Below are 19,104 nucleotides of genomic sequence, written 5' to 3' on the forward strand. Positions count from 1 at the left end.
GCCGGTCGCCCTGGCGCGACTCGCGAGGACGGACGACCGCCGTCCCCGTGTCGTGGGTGCGGACACCTTCACCGAGCACCCCGAGACCTCCGCCGCTGCCGTCATGAGCGAGGGGTGGCGCCATGCGGAGTTCCCGCCGGTCGACCTCGCGCTGCCCATCGACTGGGACACGGCGGCCACGGACAACCGCAGCTGGGGCTTCCACCTGCACACCTGGTCGTTCCTTGACCCGGTGGTCCGCGAGTGGACGGTCCGCGGCCGAGACGACCTGCTGGGGTGGTGTCTCGACCGCGCGGTGTCGTGGCTCGCTGCGCACGTCGACGGACACGCACCCCGGACGGATCGCGCTCCCATGGCGTGGTACGACATGGCGCTGTCCCTCCGAGCGCCACGGCTCGTGTGGCTGCTGCGGGAGACGCTGTCCCGCGACCCCGACGACGAGCGCCTGGAGGTCCTCTACCGCGGGGTGCTCGCGCACCAGAAGGCGCTCGGCGCGGGGGAGGCGTTCAACCCGCGCAACAACCACGGCTTCTACACGGCGGTGGGGCAGATCACCCTCGCCCGCGAGGTGCGGCCGCTTCCCGGCATGGCTGCGCTGGAGCGCCAGGGCCGTCAGCGGCTCGCCGAGGTTGCGGCGACGCAGTTCCTCGACGACGGCGGCCACTCGGAGCACTCCCCGGAGTACCACCGCATGCTGGTCCGCGACTTCCGGCGCGCCGAGCGCTCGGGGTTGGTCACGGACCCGACGCTACGTGCGCGCCTGGCGCGCTCGGACGCGCTCCTCTCGTGGATGGTGCAGCCGAACGGTCATCTCGTGCAGTTCGGAGACACCTCCGCGGTGGAGGTGGACCCGTCCGAGCTGGCCGACGTCGGAGACCGGGTCTCGGCTGCCGGCGGCTCCTCGGACGGGCCGGTGGCAGCCGCCTTCCCCACGAGCGGCTACGCGTTCGCGCGTACGGGCGCGCCCGGACGTGGCGGCGCTTACGTCGCCCTCATGGCGGCCTTCCACTCCCGAGCCCACAAGCACGCGGACGATGCGGTGCTGGTCTGGCACGACCGCGGGCACGAGTGGCTCGTGGACGCCGGCCGCTACGGGTACGCGGACCTGCTGCCGGCCGACTCACCGCTGCGTCTGCACGGGTTCTACTACGGCACACCCGAACGTCAGTACGTCGAGTCCACGCGTGCCCACACGACGGTCGAGTGCGACGGTCAGGATCACGGACGGCGCGACCGCAAGCCGTACGGGGCGGGCGGCGTCGGCTGCCAGGTGGTGGACGGCCATGCGCGGCTCGAGGCCACCGTGGACCACGGCGGCTGGAGGCACCGCCGTGTCGTGGTCACCCGTCCCGGCGAGTGGCTGCTCCTCGTCGACGACGTCGACGCCACGGACGGCGACGAGCACGTGTTCCGGTCCTGGCTCACGATGCCGGGCGAGCTGGTCGTCCGCACGGCTCCGAACTCCGGGACGGTACGGGCCGTGCACCCGGCCACCCAGGAACGTGTGTGGATCCGCTCGTTCGCCGACGACAGCCCGATCACCCCCGTGTCGGCGCAGACCGAGCCGCAGCTGCAGGGATGGCGCTCACGCCGCGATCGTGAACTCACACCGGCGTGGTCGCTCGGCCGCCGGACCCGGCCCACACGTCGGCACACGTTCGTCGTCCTGCTGCAGCTCGGTCCGGAGCCTCCGCGCCTTGTGCCGGACCACCCGTTCCAGGAGACGGGCCGATCGCGCGGCACGTCCCGTCCGAGCAGTCCGGCCCCGTGACGTTCCCCGAGCGCGCCCCGGACAGCGAGGAGAGGCGGGCAGCGGTGCTGTCGCACGCGGTCCGGCACGTCCCGCACTACCGCGACCTCCTCGGCCCGACCTCGTCGCAGGGTCTGCCGCGCTGGGACCTCGTGCCACTCCTCACCCGGGAGGGGGTGGACTCCGAGGGGGCACGTCTCGTCGCTGACGGGGTGGACGAGACGTCGCTCCGGGCCGTCCGCACAGGCGGGACGACGGGCCGGCCGGCGACGTTCCTCCGTGACCCGGACGACGGGCGGAGGGAGCTCGCGCACGTCCGGGACGCGTGGCGGCCGTTCGGGGTGGCCGTCGACGATCCCGTGGCCGTGTTCGTGGCCCGACCGGTGGGCGCGGAGGGTGAGCTCCACGTCGCTCCTTCGACCGGAGACCTGTGGCTGGGCGGCGTGCGGCTGTCGGACGACGTGCTCCGACGGCACCACGAGCGGCTCGTGGCCCACAGGCCGGCACTGCTGCGTGGGTACCCGTCGGCGCTGGCGCTCCTCGCCGATCTCATGCTGCGCGAAGGGCGTCCCGCTCCGCCGGGTCTGCGCGCCACAGGGAGCTCCTCGGAAGTGCTCCTTCCCCACCAGCGCGAGGCTCTCCGCGCGGCGTTCGGCGTGCCGCACGCGAACCTCTACGGTCAGACGGAGCATGTGGCACTCGCGTGCACGTGCCCGGCGGAGGACGGCCTCCACGTGGACGAGACGTACGGCTACGTCGAGCTCGTCGACGACGACGGCGACGTCATCACCGAGCCCGACGTCGTCGGTGAGATCGTCGGCACGGGCCTGGGGAATCTGGCGGCGCCGCTGCTGCGCTACCGCACCGGTGATCGTGGGCGGTGGGCGCCCGGCGCGTGCGCGTGCGGCCGCGCGGGTCCGCGACTCGACCGCGTCGAGGGGCGGGTGCGAGACGTCGTCATCGACGCGGAGGGGACGTCCCGGCTCTTCGGCCCGTGGTTCTACGAGAAGCTGGCCGCCCTGTCGGGCGTGCGGGCCTTCCAGTTCGTCCAGCGACGTCCGGGCGAGCTGGACGTCGACGTCGTGCTCGTGCCGGCGGCGGTGGTCGAGGTGACCGACGTCGAGAGCGCGGTGTCGCACCTCGCCGGGTTCACGACTCGTGTCCGCCGCGTCTCCGACGTCGCCCGCACGTCGGTCGGCAAGGCGCCGATCCTGGTCAGCCGACCTACGGCGGTGTGACCCGGCGCGCCTCGGCGATCGCCTCGGCGGCACGACGGGACTCCTGTGCGAGACGGCGCACGTACTCGTCGAACGCGTAACCGAACAGGACCCGGTGGACGGCCGTCTCCACGGCCTTGCCCGCTGTCCCCTCGTCGACTGCACGGTCGACGTCGTCGACGAGGGCGGGCGTGACGTCGGGCGACTCCTCCGCCGCCTCCGCCAGGCGGGCACGCATGACCGGCCAGTCAGGTTCCTCCCAGGCGCGGGGCCGGGCGAGGCGTTGCTGTCCGGTCGGCTTGTAGAAGGGGATCCCGGCCCAGGACGGCATCGCGGCGGCGATGAACCGGCTGTGGAGGCTGCCGTCGGGTGTGGGGGCTCCGACGGAGTGCGCCCCGCGCGGGAGGAGGGAGGGCGCGAAGAGCGGGCAGATCACCGCCCCGGTGGCGAAGGTGTTCACCCAGTGCGGCATCCGATCCCGGAGGTACACCAGGTCCAGGACGCCGCCTGCTGTGGTGACGCCGGCGCTCGCCGCCTCCTCGGTGACGCCGCTGAGCAGGGCGACCGTGAGCTCCTGCGCGTCCCGAGTGGTCCGGGGCGACGCGGCGACGAGGCTCTGCAGCCGCTCGGCTGCACGGGCCGCCGGGGCGGCGAGCATGCGCTCCCGCCATGCGCCCGTCCAGAGGGCCCCACCGGACAGGACCTCCCCGCCCAGCCCGTTGAACGACGCGCGAGCAGACGGGCGGAAGCCGGTGAACGGCCGCGCACCGTAGGCGGCGCTCGCCAGGTACCGGCCCTCCCAGGCGGCATGCTGCGACACCAGTGCGAGCCACCTGTCGTCCGTCGCCTGCGCCGGCCGCTTCTCGGTGACGACGTGCGTGACCGCGAAGGGCAGCGCCGACACTAGGCGCCGGGCCGTCTCGACCTCGCCGTGGTCGCTGTTGACGGTCCTGACCGTGCGCACCGCGCCGCTGGACACCCCCACGGCCGCGATGAGGCGGGAGTCCTTCCCTCCGCTGAGGTCGGCCCGTGGCGCCTCCGGCCAACGGAGGGCGGAAGCCATGACGGTCCGCATGTCCGCGACCACGGACTCGTCGGGGGGCAAGGGAACGCCGCGGACGTCGTGCAGCCACTCGGTGAAGCGGGCGCGCTCGTCGACCCGGATGCCCGCGTCGTCGACCGTGGCGCGGACGTGCGTCCCGCCTCGCAGGTGCCGGCCGACACCGACCTGGGTGGAGCCCCCGGGTGCCCAGCCGATCGTCGCCATCCCCGCCCACGCCTGAGGGTTCCGGCGAGGTCGCTCTCCCATGAACACGTGGGCGAGCCCCATCCGGGTTGACCACACGTCACCGTCCGGCATCGAGAAGTGGAAGAGCCGCACGAGGCCGAGGAGGTCGTTCCGCAGCTCGACCGAACGCGGGCGCCAGCGCGCGACGGCAAAGGGCGGCGCGACACGCGCCACGTCGAGCCCGCCGTCGAGAACCGCGTCCGCGAGCGCTCCCTCGTCCGCGTAGGTGACGCCGGCCGGCACGCTGGGGACGTGCACCCAGGCCACCGCGTCGGCCGCGCGCTGGACGTCGCTGCGCCACTCGACGGCGGTGCCAGGCGTCCGCCAGGTGACGAGGCCGCTGGTCGTGTCGCCCGCCGTGAGGGCCCGCTCGGACAGCCCGATCCGGGCCATGTGCGCGTCCGCGTGCTCGAGGCGCTGATGCGTGACGTGCGATGGCTCGGGCCGCCGCAGGACGTAGGCCAGCAGGCCTAGGGAGCTCGACACAGGTCGCCTCCCATCACGCCGGTGGCCGCTTCACCGGCTGCTGCCGAGCATGTCGATGCACTCGCGCCAGAGTCGTTCGTACTCGGCCGGCTTCGGCCCGACGTGGCCCGGCCCCGAGTCGATGACCACGGACCGCACCTCCACCGACCCGCGCTGCTCGTGCAGCTCGCGCAGGAACGGGTCACGGTGTCGCTCGACGTGCACGCGATCGCCCGAGTTCTGCACGTAGAAGAGTCGAAACGACGCGCCCGTCGCCCGGACGCGGTCGAGGACGGAGGTCCGCTCGCGGGGAGCCGACCCCGTCCCGAAGACGGCGTCGAGCGCCGGACGTACGAGGCGGGGGAAGTACCCGTCGAGGTCCGTCTGCGGGTTGACGGCGAACACGGTCGAGCCCTCGAGCATGGAGGCGACGTGCATCGCCGCGAACCCGCCCCCGGAACCGCCGGCGACCACGATGTCACGCGCGCCGCAGCCCTCGGCGACTGCGCGCACCCACTCTGCGATGACGACGGGGAGGTCGAGCGGCTTCGTCCCGAGGTACCACCCGAGACGCAGCCCGCGGTCGAGGTCGAGCGTCGGGTCGCCGATCGCAAGCACGGGCCCTCCGAAGGCCGCGTGGGTACGGACCCGTTCGAACCGGGGGAGCGTCGTCTTCGCCCGGTCCAGCGCCCCGTGCAGGAGGACGGTCAGCACCGGGGAAGTCCCCGGGGAGTAGAGGGTCGGCAGCGTGAGAGCACCGAGGTCGAGCGTCACGACCGTGGGCTCCTGCGGGGGCAGGAACGTGCGGGGGACCCCCGCGAACGAGCACAGCGGCACGTCGCGCACACGAGGGGCGTCGTCGCCGGACCAGGCGATCAACGGCACGCGGCCCGACTGCTCGTCCTCCGGGGCCGCCGCCGTGAGGTCGGCGATCGCCGCCCGGAGGCCGAGGTCGCGATCCTGGGTCAAGAACGGGCCGAAGCGACCGCGCAGCTCCTCGGCGGCGTGCAGCCGCACCGAGGGGTCAGCCGTCGCTGACCAGGCTGCAGCCTTGGCGCCGGCCACCGCCGGCCACACCTCGGAGCCCTGCGGCCCGGAGCCGGGGGTGCCGAGCACCTCGTCCCCGGCGGCATGTCCCTCGTCGGTGGCCACCCCGTGCTGCTGTCGTGCGGGCGGCGCCGTCACCACGCCGTTCACGCCCAGGTCGAGGCGGAGGCCCTCCGGTGAGTCGAGCCCGGTCCCGTCGAGGCCGCTGACGGTCGTCGACGAGAGCGCGGGCGGCACGAGGACCGCGGCGAACGTCATGCGTCGACCACGCCGCGACACCGATGCCTGCGTCGCCGGCTCGGCCTTGCCCCACCCGGTGGCCTTCCAGCCCTCGTGCGGCTCCGTCTGGCCTCGCACGAGCCGGACGTCGCCGCCCGCCAGCATGTGCATGCGAGTGGACCCGTGCGGGGACGTCAGCGCGAGGCGGTCCTCGCCCTCCAGCGTCACATCGACGTCGGGGGCAAAGAGCCAGCGCTGCTGAGCTTCGATCTCGCCGTCGGCCTCGACGTGGTCCACGACGACGAGCGCCTCGGTGCGCCGGTCGAAGGTGACACTGCGGCGGAGCACGACCCCCGCGTAGCCGCGGTCCTCGAACACGAAGTGGTCGGTGCCGCTCGTCGTCGCTCGAGCGACCAGCTCCACGACGCAGGACCGGTCGTGACGTCGCCCGGGAACGTGAACGACGTTGTGCGACGCACGCTTCAGCACCAGGTCCCGGACCGGGTGCTCGCCGTAGATGTACTTGCCCGGGTCCACGACCCATGGCCGCCCGCCGGCGAAGTATGTGAGGGAACCACCGTCCGCGTGGCCGTGCACGCGGCGGCCCGACCCGAAGGAGATCGAGTAGAACGTCTCCTCGACCAACCTGCGATCCGTCTCGCCCCAGCCGCTGCGTCCGAAGACGTAGCCGCGGTCGAACACGGCGACGAGGTCGGCCGGCGGCTCGCCGTCCGCGCCGTCGGAGGCGACGTACTTCGTCGCCGGGTGGTCCAGGCTGCGCGGCCTGCCTCCGTCTCCGTCACCGATGCTCTCGTACTCACCGTCGGGGCGCGTGGCGTGCGCGAGCGCCAGCGGCGCAGCCGCCACGCGCTCGGCGTGCGGCAGCGGCGGCTCGCCCTCCAGCTCGAGCCGGCGGAGGGCCCGTGACCACCAGCGGTAGTTGAGGTCGTGGTACGCGGGACTGCCCTCGGCGTTCACGCCCTGCTCGTCGTAGCTCTCGTCGAGCAGCGCCTGCAGCCGGCTACGTCCGAGTGCCACCCACCGGTCCCGCCGCAGCGCCGTCCCGATGACGAACAGGGCTTCGTGCTGGTGCAGGGCGTGGTTGGCGCGACCGAGGTGCTGGTCGTCCTCGAGCCACTCGCCGTGCTGCTCGAGCGCCCGGAGCACCCAGCCCGCGTCGTCCACGATCAGGAGACCGGCGACGAGGACGAACCCGCGGACCGCCTCCACCATGTCCGACCATGCCCAGACGGAGCGCGACGCCCCCGGCGGGTTGTGCTCCACCCAGGACCGTGCGTGCTCGACCCACAGCGCGCGGGCCCCCTCGTCGCCGGCGAGCGCCACCCGTCGCGCCGGCTCGAGCCACCGCAGCATGTGGAGCTGCGCCGCCCAGTTCCGGTTGCTGAACGGGTCCTCCGTCCACGTCATCTCGGTCGGCAGCTGCCACTGCGCGTGAGGATGCAGCTGGATACGGCGATCGGCGAGCAGTTCCACTGCGCGGGCGTCTGTCGCGCGATGCTCGAAGTGCGGCCCGAAGGACTGGCGGGCGGCGACGGCACGGGCGTGCTCCAGCGCCGACGAGGACGTCGAATCAGGCACCGATGCCCTCCAGTCGGCCGTACAGCGCCGCGTAGGCCCGGGCGTTGGCCGCCCACGATCGTTCCCCACGGACCCACGTGGCACCGGCGCGTGACAGCGCGGCACGCCGGTGTGGGTCGTCGACCAACTGCTGCAGCACGTCCGCGAGGGCGTCGGGGTCGCCTGCAGGGAAGAGAGCGGCTGCGCCGCTGTCCTCCGCGATCTCCTGGAGGGCCTCGACGTCGGAGAGGACGACGACGCGGCCGGTCGCGAAGGCTTCGAACGGCTTGAGCGGCGTCACCAGGCGACAGACGTCGGCCGGGCGCCGGGGGACCGCGAAGATGTCGATCACGCTGTAGTACCGGAGGACGTCGGCGTGCGGGACGCGTCCCGTGAAGGACACGTTCTCGAGACCGAGGGCGCCTGCCCGCTCCTGGAGGTGCCCGAGGACGGGGCCGTCGCCCACGACGAGCAGCCACGTGGGCGATCCGTTCCTGGCGAGGCGCGCGAAGGCGTCGAGGAGGACCTCGATGCCTTCGTACTCGACCACGGAGGTGACGCAACCGACGACGACCGCGTTCCCGGGGATGCCGAGCTGTTCGGCCAGTGCGTCGTCACGCTCGGGGACGGCGAAGCGCTCGCCGTCCACGGCGTTGGGCACGATGGTGAGGCGCTCCGGGGGCAGACCGGCGGCGACGATGCGCCGCGACATGACGCGCGCCAGCGTCACGACGTGGTCAGCAGCGGCGCGTGCGTCGGCCTCGCGCTCGCGGCGCCACTCGTACGCCTCAGGAGTGCCGTAGCGCGCGAACAGCGCAGCCGTGTCCGTCCAGCCGTACTTGTCCGCGGTCCGCGACAGCCAGGACTCCTCCCAGAAGCCGCGCGCCTCGTAGACGACCGGGATGCCGGTCACGTCGCCGACGGCGCGAGCGATCAGCGCGTTGAAGAAGTCCGAGTGCGCGTGGAGGACCGTCGGCCGCACCTGCCGGGCGACTTCGAGCAGAGCCTCGGCGTTGGACTGCAGCCACGCGGCGTGCCCCACCTCGAAGATCGAGTCGCCGACCGGGCGGTGGTAGGTCACGCCGTCGGCCTCGTCGACCTGGCCCACGGGTGACGTCGTTGCGGTGATGCCGAGCTGCACGTACACGTGCGGTTCGAGGCCCGCCGCGACCTGCGCCCGGCCCGTGCTGTGCGTGCGGAGCGTGTACCCGGACTGCGTGGTGGGCACCGCGCGCCCGACGACGTGGAGGACGCGACGAGGAACGGGCAGGACCTCGACGGGGACGGCGAGCGACGGGACGAACGTGCCTTCCATCACCGCCTTCTCGCTGTCACGCAGGACGAGCGTGCGCTGGTCGCGGGGATCACCGTGCTCCGCGGCGGCGGCGAAGTAGTCGTGTGCGCGTCGGAGGTAGCCACGGTCTCGGAGTCCGCGGGCGAGGGTGCGCAGATCGCGGAGGGGAAGGTGGACGAGGGCTTCGTGGATCGAGACGAGACGGTCGGCCTCGAGGACGTGACCGTCCGCGAGCAGCCGCTGGACGGCGCTCACCACGTCGGGGCGGGTGAGCACCGCGGGCCTCAGGGTGGACCCGCCCGGGTGCTGGGCACGCAGCTCGGCGTCGAGGAGGGCGACGGTGGTGGCCACCTGCTGCAGCGACCTCCTGTCGACGTCGCTGTCGACCTTCTGCACGACCTCGGCCACGTGGTCGTGCAGCTCCCGCACCTCCGTCGCGAGAGCTGCGAAGCGGCTGTCGGCCTCCCGCCAGCGGCGCTCGCCGACGGCCACGCGGGCGCGGAGGCTGCGCAGTGCCAGCACAGCGCAGGCGAGTGCCACCAGGGCGGCCAGCGTCGCGATCGCAGCGAGGGCGTCGAGTTTCCCTGTGGCCAGGCCGGTGACGGCGGCGGCGAGACCGACGGCGAGGGCGCCGACGCACGCGAGCTGCAAGTTCCTCGAGCTCATGGTGTCCCTACTTCTCGGAGCTGTGGGCCGGCGGCGGTGCGACGTCGTCGAGCAGCGTGGCGATGGCGTCGTAGGTGCGGCCGGTGTAGTGGAATGGAGCAGGGCCCCAGCGGTGCCCCGCGGCGGCGAGGACGTCCTCGTGTGCGGGAGCGGCGACCCGGATGCCGGCGTCCCGAGCGGCCGCGTGGTAGCGCTGGAACGCGGCGTTGCCCTCCGCCGGCCCGACACCGAAGCTGCGCGCCACCGCGGTGCCGTCGTCGGACACCTCCGCCCACGGGACGGCGAGCAGCACGGTCCGACCGAGGAGGTCCAGGTCGCGAAGGGTGTCCCGGAAACGGCCGAGGGCTCGGCACCAGAGGGCGAAGTGCTCGTCGGTACCGAAAGGCACGTGCCGCTGCCCTTCGAGCAGCTTCTCGATCCCCGACGCCACCAGCTCGACGGAGCGCGTGGCGACCCGCCCGTCCGGCCAGATCAGCACACCGAGACGCTCGTCCGTGAGGTCCCAGACGAGCAGGTCGATCTCCGCCGCGTGAGCTTCCAGCAGCGACGGGAGGTCGCCCTCGGCGTCTCCCTCCACCATGCGGCGCTGGAACGGTGAGCTCAGGGCGTCGGTGCACGGGACGACTGCAGCACCTGCGTAGGCGCTGATGAGCGACTGTCGCGCCACGTAGCGGGAGAGCACGTACCGGCCGGACGGCGAGGCGTGCTCGAACGTGTCCCGGGACACGCAGCTGCCGTAGACGAAGACGCGCCTCGGCACGCCGGCGGCGGTCCGCACCCCGTCCGTCATCCCGCGAACTCCTCCGCCCGTGGGCCGCGCCCGAGCAGGTGCCCGATCGCGCGCAGCGCCCGCCGCGCTGCCTGCCCGTCGCCGTACGGGTTCACCGCGTTCGCCATGGCGGCGTACGCCTCACCGTCCTCGAGCAACCTCGCGACCTCCGCCACGATGCGGTCCTCGTCGGTCCCGATCAGCTTCACCGTCCCGGCCTCGACAGCCTCAGGCCGCTCCGTCGTGTCCCGCATGACGAGGACGGGCTTCCCGAGCGACGGCGCCTCCTCCTGCACACCACCGGAGTCGGTGAGCAGCAGCGTGGCCGCGGCCATCAGGCGCGCGAACTCACCGTAGGCGAGCGGCTCGGTGACGAGGACGTTCCCGACACCTTCGAGTGCCGGCAGCACGGCCTCGCGGACGACGGGGTTGCGGTGGATCGGCAGGACGACCGTGACGTCAGGGAAGCGCTGCGCGATCGTCGCGAGCGCCCGCCCGACGCCGACCATCGCGTCGCCCCAGTTCTCGCGGCGGTGCGTCGTCACGAGCAGGATGCGTCGACCGGAGCCGACGAGCTCCTCGAGCGCCGGGTCGCCGAAGGTGACGGCCTTCGCGACGGTCTGGTGCAGCGCGTCGATCACCGTGTTCCCCGTGACGACGACGTCCTCCTCCGGCACCCCCTCGCGCAGGAGGTTTTGCCGGCTCCTCCGGGTCGGCGCCAGGTGCAGCGCCGCGATCTGCGACGTGAGCTTCCGGTTCGCCTCCTCCGGGAACGGGGAGTACAGGTCGCCGGAGCGCAGCCCGGCCTCGAGGTGCACGACCGGGATCTTCCGGTAGAACGCGGCGAGCGCGGCGGCCGTCGAGGTCGTCGTGTCGCCCTGCACCACGACGGCCGCAGGGTTCTCCTTCTCGAGGATCGGATCCAGGCCCTCGAGCACGCGGCTGAAGATCTGCGCGAGCGTCTGCCCGTGGCTCATGATGTCGAGGTCGTGGTCCGGCGTGATCCCGAAGAGCTCGTTGACCTGGTCGAGCATCTCGCGGTGCTGGCCGGTGACCACGACGACGCCGTCCAGCTGGTCGCTGGCCTCGATCGCCTGGATGACCGGGGCGCACTTGATCGCCTCCGGGCGGGTGCCGTAGGCGGTCATGATGCGGGGTCGCACGGGTCTGTCTCCTGGTGTCAGTCGCGGCGGGCGTGCCGCGGCGGTGCGGACGGGTCGTACAGGTCGGTGACGCGGACGGCAGTGTCGTGCCCCTCGCCGAAGGCGTCCTCGAGCAGGCCGGCGGCCTTCTCGGTCTCGCCCTTGGCGACGTTCCACGCCCACCAGCGGTACTTCTGGGCGACGTCGTACGCGCCGCCGTCCATCACGAGGCGGCCCTTGTGGAGCCAGATGGCCCGGGTGCAGGTCTCCTCGATCGTCTTGGCGGCGTGCGAGACGAGGAACGTGCAGCCGGCGTTCTCGCGCAGCTGGCTCATCCGCTCCTCGGACCGCTCGCGGAAGGCGGCGTCACCGGTGGCGAGCGCCTCGTCGATGAGCAGGATTTGCGGGTTCGCCGCAGCAGCGATGGCGAACTTCAGTCGCGCACCCATGCCGGACGAGTACGTCTTCATCGGCTGGTGGATCGCGGGCCCGAGCCCCGAGAGCTCGACGATCTCCTTGTACGACGCGCTCACCTGCTCGGGGGTCATACCCATCGCCAAGCACCCGAGACGCACGTTCTGCTGCCCGGTCAGCTCGGGGAGCATGGCCGCGTTCACGCCGAGCAGCACGGGCGTGGTCCGTGCCAGCACCGTCCCCCGGGCGGGCCGCTCAAGGCCGGCGATGATCCGCAGGAGCGTGCTCTTCCCGGACCCGTTGAGCCCGACCACGCCGACGGCCTCACCGGACCGCGCCACGAGCGAGATGCCGGCGAGTGCGCGGTTCAGCACCGTGGGCTGTCGCCCGATCACGCGGTTGAGGACACGGACCGGCCGCGGCACCTCGGCGTTGGCGGCGGCGTCCGTGGACGGTGTCCGGTACCGCACGTGCACGTCGTCAACCGCCACCTGGACGGACGTCACCGCCGCGTAGCCGGTGACGGCGCGCACGGCCTCCGCGGGGCTAGACGGAGCCATAGCTCTCCTCCCCGCGCCAGAAGAAGACGGTGCCGAGCACGAGCAGGCCGACGGACCACGAGGTGAGGATCGCCCACGACTCCCACGTGGGGGTCTGGCCGTAGAGCATGCAGTCGCGGACCATGTCGAGCACCCGGAACATCGGGTTGAGCTCGACCACCTGCAGCAGCGTCGGGTGGTCGATGAACCGGTCGAACGAGAAGAACACGGCCGACCCGTACAGCCAGAACCGCATGAGCACGCCCACGACCTGTGCGAGGTCGGGTACACGGGCGGTCGCACGGGCGGCGATGAGCGTCAGGCCGAGGTTCAGGGCGAGCTGCAGCGCGAGCACGACCGGGACGAGCAGCCAGCGCCAGCTCAGGAGCTCGGCGGGGGGCGTCCACGTGTCCTCTGCAGCCGGCCGGGTGAGCAGCACGAGCACGACGAGCAGGACGAGCGTGGGGACGAACGCGAGCGTCTGGCGCGCCACCGTCGCGAGCGGGAGGGACGCGCGGGGGAACGAGAACGACCGGACCAAGGAGCGCCCCGCGATGAGAGAGCGGGCCCCAGCGGACACCGTCGAGGAGGTGAGGCGGAAGAGGAAGACACCGATGAGCAGGTACCCGATGAAGTTGTCGATCCCTCTGCTCGACCGCAGCAGCAGCCCGAAGATGACCAGGTAGACCGCAGCGTCCAGCAGCGGCGACAGCACCAGCCACGCCCGGCCGAGCAGCGTGCCGCTGTTGCTCGTCGCCACCCTCGCCCGCGCGTCGGCGACGATGAAGTGGCGGCGGTCCCACAGCAGCCGCAGGTACTCGCGGAGCGGGGGACGGCTCGCGACGGGTCGCAGGACGGTGCCGTCGACGGGCTCGACGTGCAGCGGGCGCCGGCCCTCGCGCACCAGCAGGGGCCGTGTGAACACGGGACGCGGCTCGTCGGCGGGGGTCGGCTGGGCTGCGGCGGGCGTCGTGCCGGTTGGCGTCGTGTCCCCGCTCATGCCGCGAGCCCGTCGTACAGCCGCCGGTACGCAGCCCCGGCCGCGGCCCACGTGCGCGTCGCCGCGAACTCCCGGCCGGCGGCGCCGAGCCGCTCGCCCAGCGCGCGGTCCTCGACCAGCCGCCCGATCGCGTCCGCGAGTGCCTCGGCGTCGTCCGGCGCGGCCAGCAGGCCCGCACCCGGCTCGTCGACGATCTCGGCGAGGGCCGGCAGGTCGCTCGCGACGACGGGGCGGCCCAGCGCCATCGCCTGCATGGGCTTGAGCGGCACGACGGTGCGGGTCACGGCGGTGTCCCGCCGGGGGACGACGAAGGCGTCGAGGGCCAGGTGCCAACCGGTGGCGGCGTCGGGGGACACCCGGCCCGGCAGCACCACGTGAGCCTGGAGACCGAGCTCGGCGACGCGCCGGGCGATCGCAGGACGCGCGGTGCCGTCGCCGACGACGGCGCAGCGCACGTCCGTGCCGCGTCGGCGCAGGTGCGCCACCGCCTCGACCAACGTCTCGATCCCTTCGTAGTCGACCAGGCTGCTCACCGTGCCGACCCAGAAGCCCTCCCCGGGCAGGCCCACCCGTGCTCGGGCCTCGGTCGAGGATACGTGGACGTCGAGCAGCCCCTGCGGGACCGCGTTGGGGACCACTGTGATCCGCGCGGGGTCGACGCCGCGTGCCACGAGCTCGCGGCGCACGGTCTCGCCGAGCGTCACGACGTGGTCCGCGGCAGCGGCGAGCTCGCTCTCGCGGGCCCGCAGCATCGCGTGCCGCCGGCTGGCACGGGCCGCTTCCCGCGCCTGCGGCGTGGGGAAGGACGCGGCCCACGTGTCCTCCAGGACGCCGCGCACCTCGTACACCCAGGGCAGCCCGTGCTCCTCGGCAAGGGTCCGCGTCACCAGGGCGTTCGTCCACGCGGTCGTGGTGTGCAGCACGCTCGGGCGAACCGCGCGCAGCAGGGGTCGTGCGAGGTCGACGTGCTGCTCCAGGCGGGCCAGGGGCGTGCGTGCGGCGGCCCACGGCAGCAGCCGGTGGTAGGGGATGCCGTCGACGACGTCGACGTCGCGGCCCGTCACGCGCCCGACCGTGACGGGGTAGCCGAGGCGCGTCGCGGCCGTGACGCCGATGCCCGCGGCCGCCTGCGCGCGGAGCACCTCGTGGCTGCGCAGCGTGTAGCCGCTGGAGGTGTGCGGCAGGGAGTTCGTCAGCAGGTGCAGGGCGACGGGCCCGTCCCCCGCACCCCGTCCCGGCACGCGGGTGGCGGCCCGCCGCACCGCCAGCGTCGTCCCGGTCGTCATCGCGGCACGCTCGGACACCAGGCGCCGCCCCAGGGAGGTGCCCGCGGCCAGGTGCACGGCGGCGTCGACGTCGCCGGACCGCCACGCCGCGCGGGCGCGGGTCACGGCCGCGGCACCGGGGGGCAGCGGGACGTCGAGCTCGGCCGCGACCTCGCCCAGCAGGCGACGCACAGGGGGAGAGGTCGTGCGGGACGACGCCTCGCGGACCGCCTCACGCGCCTCGTCCCGGTGCCCGCGCAACCATGCGGCGAGCGCCCGCCGAGCGGCACCGCGCGCACCGGTGGCGCCGCGTGCCAGCAGCACGGCCACGGCGAGCGTGACGCGACGTGGTGCGCGCCGGCTCGCCTGCACCAGCAGGAGCGCCGGGTCCTCGACCGCCATCGCCGCCGCCGTCGTGACGCCCAGCGTCAGGTGCCGCAGCAGGACGAGCGGCCGGGCCGCCGTCACGTGCGCACCTGCGCGAGCAGCTCGAGGTACGCGGTCGCGAGCCGGTCGTGGTCGGCGTTCTGCTCCACCCAGAGGCGCCCGGCACGCCCGACGTCGAGGCGGGCCCGCTCGGCGGCGAGAGCGCACCACAGGTCGGCCAGCGCGAGGGGCGACTGCGGCACGACGACGTCCCCCGCGCCCGACTCCTCGACGACGCGGGCGGCCTCGCCGGCGAGCGAGGCCGAGACGTGCCGCCCCACCGCGAACAGCTCGTACATCTTCGACGGGATCGTCCACTCGAACGGCCCCCAGTCGCGCAGGGACACCAGCGTCGTGTCCGCCCACGCGTAGTGCGTCAGGACCTCGTCCGCCGGAACCCGCGCGAGGACGTCCACGGGCGCGTCGAGCTCTCGCGCGAGCGCGCTGAGGTGGTCGACGTCGGCACCCGAGCCGACCAGGCGCAGCCGCATCTGCACACCGCGCCGCCGTACCAGGTCCGCCGCCTGGACCGCCGTCTCCAGCCCCTGGCTGCGCCCCATGGTTCCGAGGTACAGGACCCGCAGCTCGCCCGGGCCGCGTCCGGGAGGCGGGAGCAGGGGGAGGTCGGGCACGTGGGCGCCGTTGCGGACGACGGCGACGCGGGGCACGCCCCGCGCGGACAGCACGTCCGCGAACGAGACGGTCGTCGTGACCACGGCGGCGGCTCGGCGCTGCAGCAAGGTCAGCGACTCGTGGGTGACGGTCGTGGCACGTGCGCGCAGACCGCGGCCCTGACCGGGGCCCCACATGCCGCTGGACGCGATGAGGTCGGGCCACGCGTCACGCATCTCGACCACGGCGGGGCGACGCAGCAGACGCCCGAGCAGCATGCCCGCGGGGATGCTCGGGAGACCGGGGGCGGTCGCGACCACGACGTCGGGACGGTCCTGGCTGCCGCTCAGGAGCGACAGGGCGCGACGCACGGAGTCGGAGGCGGCCACGAGCTGGTCGGACGTGCGGCTCAGCAGCGAGTGGTCGTGCTCCCGGAAGCGCACCCGCACGACGGTCTCCCCGTACGCGCCGCGGGACACGGTGCCCGGCCGGACGCCGTCGTGCGCGGTGTCGAGACGGCCGGCCGGGTAGTGCGGGGGAGGGGTGAGGACGGTGACGCGGTGCCCTGCGTCCATGAACCGCTGCACGAACGCCGACCACCGGCGCTGCGGTGCGCCGGTCTCGGGAACGTAGTGATGGGTCAGCAGAACTATGTGCATGAGCACGCCCTGCTGTCCGGTTTTCGCTGCATTGCGCCGTTCTGGATCGCGTCGTGTGGCGTTCTCCTTTCGACCATAGCCTTTGACCGTCCGCGGGCCGACATCGTGACCGGCCCCCGGACGAGTGATCCTCGAAGGTCTGCGGTATAAGTGCGCCGGCGCCGGGGTGCGTGCCGCCACGGCGGAGGGCCGGGGCGGTGCCTGCGTAGACTCGCGGCGCGGCAAGGGGGCGAGCGCGGGGGCGTGGGGCGAGTGACCGGCATCGAGAGCGCGTTTGTGGGGCAGCGGCCGGCGGGCGACCCGCACGCGAGGAGGCTGCCGTCGCGCAGGCCCCGTCGTCGGCTCGTCGTGATCGCCGTCCTCGCGCTCGTCGTGCTCCTGGCCGTCTGGGCGGCCTGGGTCGCCGCCGACGGACTGCGCGCCCGGTCCCGGCTCCAGACGGCGGCCGACTCGGTCCAGCACCTGCAGGAGCAGGTGCTCGCCGGGGACCGTGCGGCGGCCGACGCCACGCTCACCGCCCTGCAGGAGCACGCCGCTGCCGCCCACGACCTCACGCACGGCCCCCACTGGTCGGCGGCGCGCAGGCTGCCGTGGGCGGGTGCGCACGTGTCGGCGGTGCAGACCGTCTCCGACGTGGTCGACTCCCTTGCGTCGGACGCCCTGCCGGGGCTGATGGACGCCGCCGCCCTCGTCGACCCGGCCCGCCTCGCGCCGGTCGACGGCCGCGTCGACCTCGCGCCGCTGCAGGCCGCCGGTCCGGGCGTCGCGGCCGCCGACCGTGCCGTGCAGGACGCCCTCCGCCGGGTCGACGCGATCGACACCTCCTCGCTGGTGGAGCCCGTCGCGCGCCCCGTCGAGGACCTCACCGGGCAGGTGCGGGACGTCGCGATGACGACGGCGACGGCCGCGCGGGCCGTCGACCTGCTGCCCGCGATGCTCGGCGCGCAGTCCCCACGGCACTACCTGCTCCTCGTCCAGAACAACGCGGAGCCGCGCGCCCTCGGCGGTATCCCGGGCGCCGTGATCCTGCTGCGGGCCGACGCCGGCGCGGTCGAGCTCGTCGAGCTGCGGAACGCGTCGGGCGTCCTGGCGGAGCTGCCCGAACCGGCGCTGCCGCTGACGGATGTCGAGCGCTCCCTGTTCGGCCGGCAGCTCGGCATCTACATGGCGGACGTGACCTTCACGCCCGACTACCCGCGGGCGGCGAGCATCGCGCAGGCGATCTGGGAGCAGCGGGTCGGCGGCGAGATCGACGGCGTCGTGTCCATCGACACCGCGGCGCTCGCCGCCGTGCTCGGCGCGGTCGGGCCGGTGGACCTGCCGCCGGGGACGGTCTCGGACGCGGTCGGCGGGCGCCTCACGGCCGAGAACGCCGTCGAGGTGCTGAACAACACCGTGTACCGGCTCGTGGAGGACACGCGCGAGCAGGACGCGTTCTTCGCCGCGACCGGGGGTGCCGTCTTCGGCGCGGTGATGAGCGGCCAGGGCGACGCCGTCACGGCGATCAGGGCGCTGTCGGACGCTGCGGACGACGGGACGGTGATGGTCTGGTCCGCCCGTCCCGAGGAGCAGGACCGGCTCGCCGGCACGGTGCTGAGCGGAGAGCTGCGGGGGGCGCACGGCGACCGCCCGGTGGTCGGCCTGTACGTCAACGACGGCACCGGCTCGAAGATCGGCTACTACCTGCGCGCCGCCGTGGACGTCACACCGGGCGCGTGCGCAGCGGACGGCACGCGCCTGGTGGAGGTCGCCGTGACCATGACCTCCACAGCGCCCCCGGACGTCGTCGCCATGCCCCGCTACATCAGCGGCGGGCGGGTGCTCGAACCAGGGAGGATGCGGTTCAACCTGCTGGCCTACGCGCCGTGGGAGGGGTACGTGGAGGACGCGGTGGACGGCTCGGGCAGGCGCGGCGGGTCCTCCCAGGTGCACGACGACCTGTTCGTGCTCGCCCGCACGATCGAGCTCGCGCCAGGTGAGTCGACAACGGTCACCTACAGCTTCCGCACCGGTCCCGGCCAGACCGGAGCGCCCCTCGTCCGCGTCACGCCGCTGGTCGATCGTCACGTCGATTTGGGCGAAGGGTGGCGTTGCTCCTGAGCGTGCGTATCCTGTAAAGCGTTCGATCGGTCTAGGGCTGAATGGTCAGCCCGCAGGGGGGCTCTTGTGAACCGTCGATTTCTCGCGTCATTCGCCGCTGCCGCGGCGCTCGTCCTCACACCGGCCGTGGCGCACGCCTACGTCGCGCCGGGGGTCGAGTTCAGTGTCAGTGACCAGACGCCCGCACCCGGGCAGACCTTCCAGGTCGTCTTCGAGGGCGCAACCGTCGGTGAGGCGTACACGCTGACGATCACGTCCGACCCCGCGTCGATCCCGAGCACCGACATCGAGATCGCAGGCACGGCGTCGCTGACGCGGACGGCCACCAGCGACACCGTGGCGTTCGCCGTGACGCTGCGCTCGCCCGGGACGTTCCGGCTCGCCCTGACGGATGCCGACGGCGCACTCGTGGCCGACTCGACCGTGACGGTGCCCACCGGCGCCGGCGGCGGTGCGGGCACGGGCACGTCGGGCTCGGGCGGTGCGCTCGCGGTGACGGGCACGGAGGCCCTCACCATCGGGCTCGGCGCCGCCGGTGTGATCGTGCTCGGGGCGGGCGCGGTGGTCCTGAACAACCGGCGCAGGAAGCACGCGGACGCCTGACGGCGGACCGGCTGGGTGGAGGCCAGGGAGCCAGATTCCCGGCCTCCACCT

At 73.5% G+C, this 19,104-nt stretch carries 13 protein-coding genes; 4 read left to right on the forward strand and 9 right to left on the reverse strand.

Annotated elements, in window-relative coordinates:
• Positions 1–52: 52 nt before the first annotated feature.
• Positions 53–1,771 (forward strand): heparinase II/III domain-containing protein, encoded by a 1,719-nt coding sequence (locus FB586_RS06750; protein WP_136518561.1) that lies wholly within the window; start codon positions 53–55, stop codon positions 1,769–1,771.
• Entirely contained in the window at positions 1,768–2,988 is a 1,221-nt protein-coding gene (locus tag FB586_RS06755; protein WP_136518562.1) for an AMP-binding protein, read from the forward strand. Before FB586_RS06750 ends, FB586_RS06755 begins: the two co-directional genes overlap by 4 nt.
• Here FB586_RS06755 and FB586_RS06760 read toward each other — a convergent pair.
• The 9 genes from FB586_RS06760 to FB586_RS06800 all read right to left on the reverse strand — a co-directional run bounded on the left by FB586_RS06760 (position 2,975) and on the right by FB586_RS06800 (position 16,266).
• Positions 2,975–4,648, reverse strand: a complete 1,674-nt coding sequence (locus FB586_RS06760; protein WP_136518563.1) for a hypothetical protein — start codon at positions 4,646–4,648, stop codon at positions 2,975–2,977. The genes FB586_RS06755 and FB586_RS06760 overlap by 14 nt on opposite strands.
• Positions 4,649–4,771: 123 nt before the next feature.
• Positions 4,772–7,690, reverse strand: coding sequence for a heparinase II/III domain-containing protein (locus FB586_RS06765; protein ID WP_306419151.1), 2,919 nt, complete (start codon positions 7,688–7,690; stop codon positions 4,772–4,774).
• Entirely contained in the window at positions 7,578–9,524 is a 1,947-nt protein-coding gene (locus FB586_RS06770) for a glycosyltransferase (protein ID WP_136518565.1), read from the reverse strand. The genes FB586_RS06765 and FB586_RS06770 overlap by 113 nt, the downstream gene beginning before the upstream one ends.
• Positions 9,525–9,531: 7 nt before the next feature.
• Complete coding sequence (locus FB586_RS06775) at positions 9,532–10,314, reverse strand: DUF6270 domain-containing protein (protein WP_136518566.1); 783 nt, start codon at positions 10,312–10,314, stop codon at positions 9,532–9,534.
• The gene (gene wecB, locus FB586_RS06780) at positions 10,311–11,441 is read right to left on the reverse strand and encodes a non-hydrolyzing UDP-N-acetylglucosamine 2-epimerase (RefSeq protein ID WP_136518935.1); all 1,131 of its coding nucleotides are present in this window, start codon (positions 11,439–11,441) and stop codon (positions 10,311–10,313) included. Before wecB ends, FB586_RS06775 begins: the two co-directional genes overlap by 4 nt.
• Positions 11,442–11,473: 32 nt before the next feature.
• Complete coding sequence (locus tag FB586_RS06785) at positions 11,474–12,409, reverse strand: ABC transporter ATP-binding protein (protein WP_136518567.1); 936 nt, start codon at positions 12,407–12,409, stop codon at positions 11,474–11,476.
• Positions 12,396–13,388 (reverse strand): ABC transporter permease, encoded by a 993-nt coding sequence (locus tag FB586_RS06790; protein ID WP_136518568.1) that lies wholly within the window; start codon positions 13,386–13,388, stop codon positions 12,396–12,398. Before FB586_RS06790 ends, FB586_RS06785 begins: the two co-directional genes overlap by 14 nt.
• Positions 13,385–15,121 (reverse strand): glycosyltransferase family 4 protein, encoded by a 1,737-nt coding sequence (locus FB586_RS06795; protein WP_136518569.1) that lies wholly within the window; start codon positions 15,119–15,121, stop codon positions 13,385–13,387. Before FB586_RS06795 ends, FB586_RS06790 begins: the two co-directional genes overlap by 4 nt.
• Positions 15,118–16,266, reverse strand: coding sequence for a glycosyltransferase family 4 protein (locus FB586_RS06800; RefSeq protein WP_246036598.1), 1,149 nt, complete (start codon positions 16,264–16,266; stop codon positions 15,118–15,120). The genes FB586_RS06795 and FB586_RS06800 overlap by 4 nt, the downstream gene beginning before the upstream one ends.
• Positions 16,267–16,698: 432 nt before the next feature.
• On the opposite strand from FB586_RS06800, the gene FB586_RS06805 reads away from it, so the two are divergent.
• Together FB586_RS06805 and FB586_RS06810 are read left to right on the forward strand one after the other, a co-directional pair.
• The gene (locus FB586_RS06805) at positions 16,699–18,450 is read left to right on the forward strand and encodes a DUF4012 domain-containing protein (RefSeq protein ID WP_136518571.1); all 1,752 of its coding nucleotides are present in this window, start codon (positions 16,699–16,701) and stop codon (positions 18,448–18,450) included.
• 126 nt (positions 18,451–18,576) lie between these two features.
• Complete coding sequence (locus FB586_RS06810) at positions 18,577–19,053, forward strand: peptidase (protein ID WP_136518572.1); 477 nt, start codon at positions 18,577–18,579, stop codon at positions 19,051–19,053.
• Positions 19,054–19,104 lie beyond the last annotated feature (51 nt).

Source organism: Cellulomonas telluris (assembly GCF_004886325.1).
Taxonomy (GTDB): Bacteria; Actinomycetota; Actinomycetes; order Actinomycetales; family Cellulomonadaceae; genus Cellulomonas; species Cellulomonas telluris.

Coding starts and splice junctions, on each gene's coding strand:
- FB586_RS06770 (WP_136518565.1), bottom strand. CDS start 9,524: ATGAGCTCGAGGAACTTGCAGCTCGCGTGCGTCGGCGCCCTCGCCGTC.
- FB586_RS06775 (WP_136518566.1), bottom strand. CDS start 10,314: ATGACGGACGGGGTGCGGACCGCCGCCGGCGTGCCGAGGCGCGTCTTC.
- FB586_RS06800 (WP_246036598.1), bottom strand. CDS start 16,266: ATGGACGCAGGGCACCGCGTCACCGTCCTCACCCCTCCCCCGCACTAC.
- FB586_RS06760 (WP_136518563.1), bottom strand. CDS start 4,648: ATGGCCCGGATCGGGCTGTCCGAGCGGGCCCTCACGGCGGGCGACACG.
- FB586_RS06790 (WP_136518568.1), bottom strand. CDS start 13,388: ATGAGCGGGGACACGACGCCAACCGGCACGACGCCCGCCGCAGCCCAG.
- wecB (WP_136518935.1), bottom strand. CDS start 11,441: ATGACCGCCTACGGCACCCGCCCGGAGGCGATCAAGTGCGCCCCGGTC.
- FB586_RS06785 (WP_136518567.1), bottom strand. CDS start 12,409: ATGGCTCCGTCTAGCCCCGCGGAGGCCGTGCGCGCCGTCACCGGCTAC.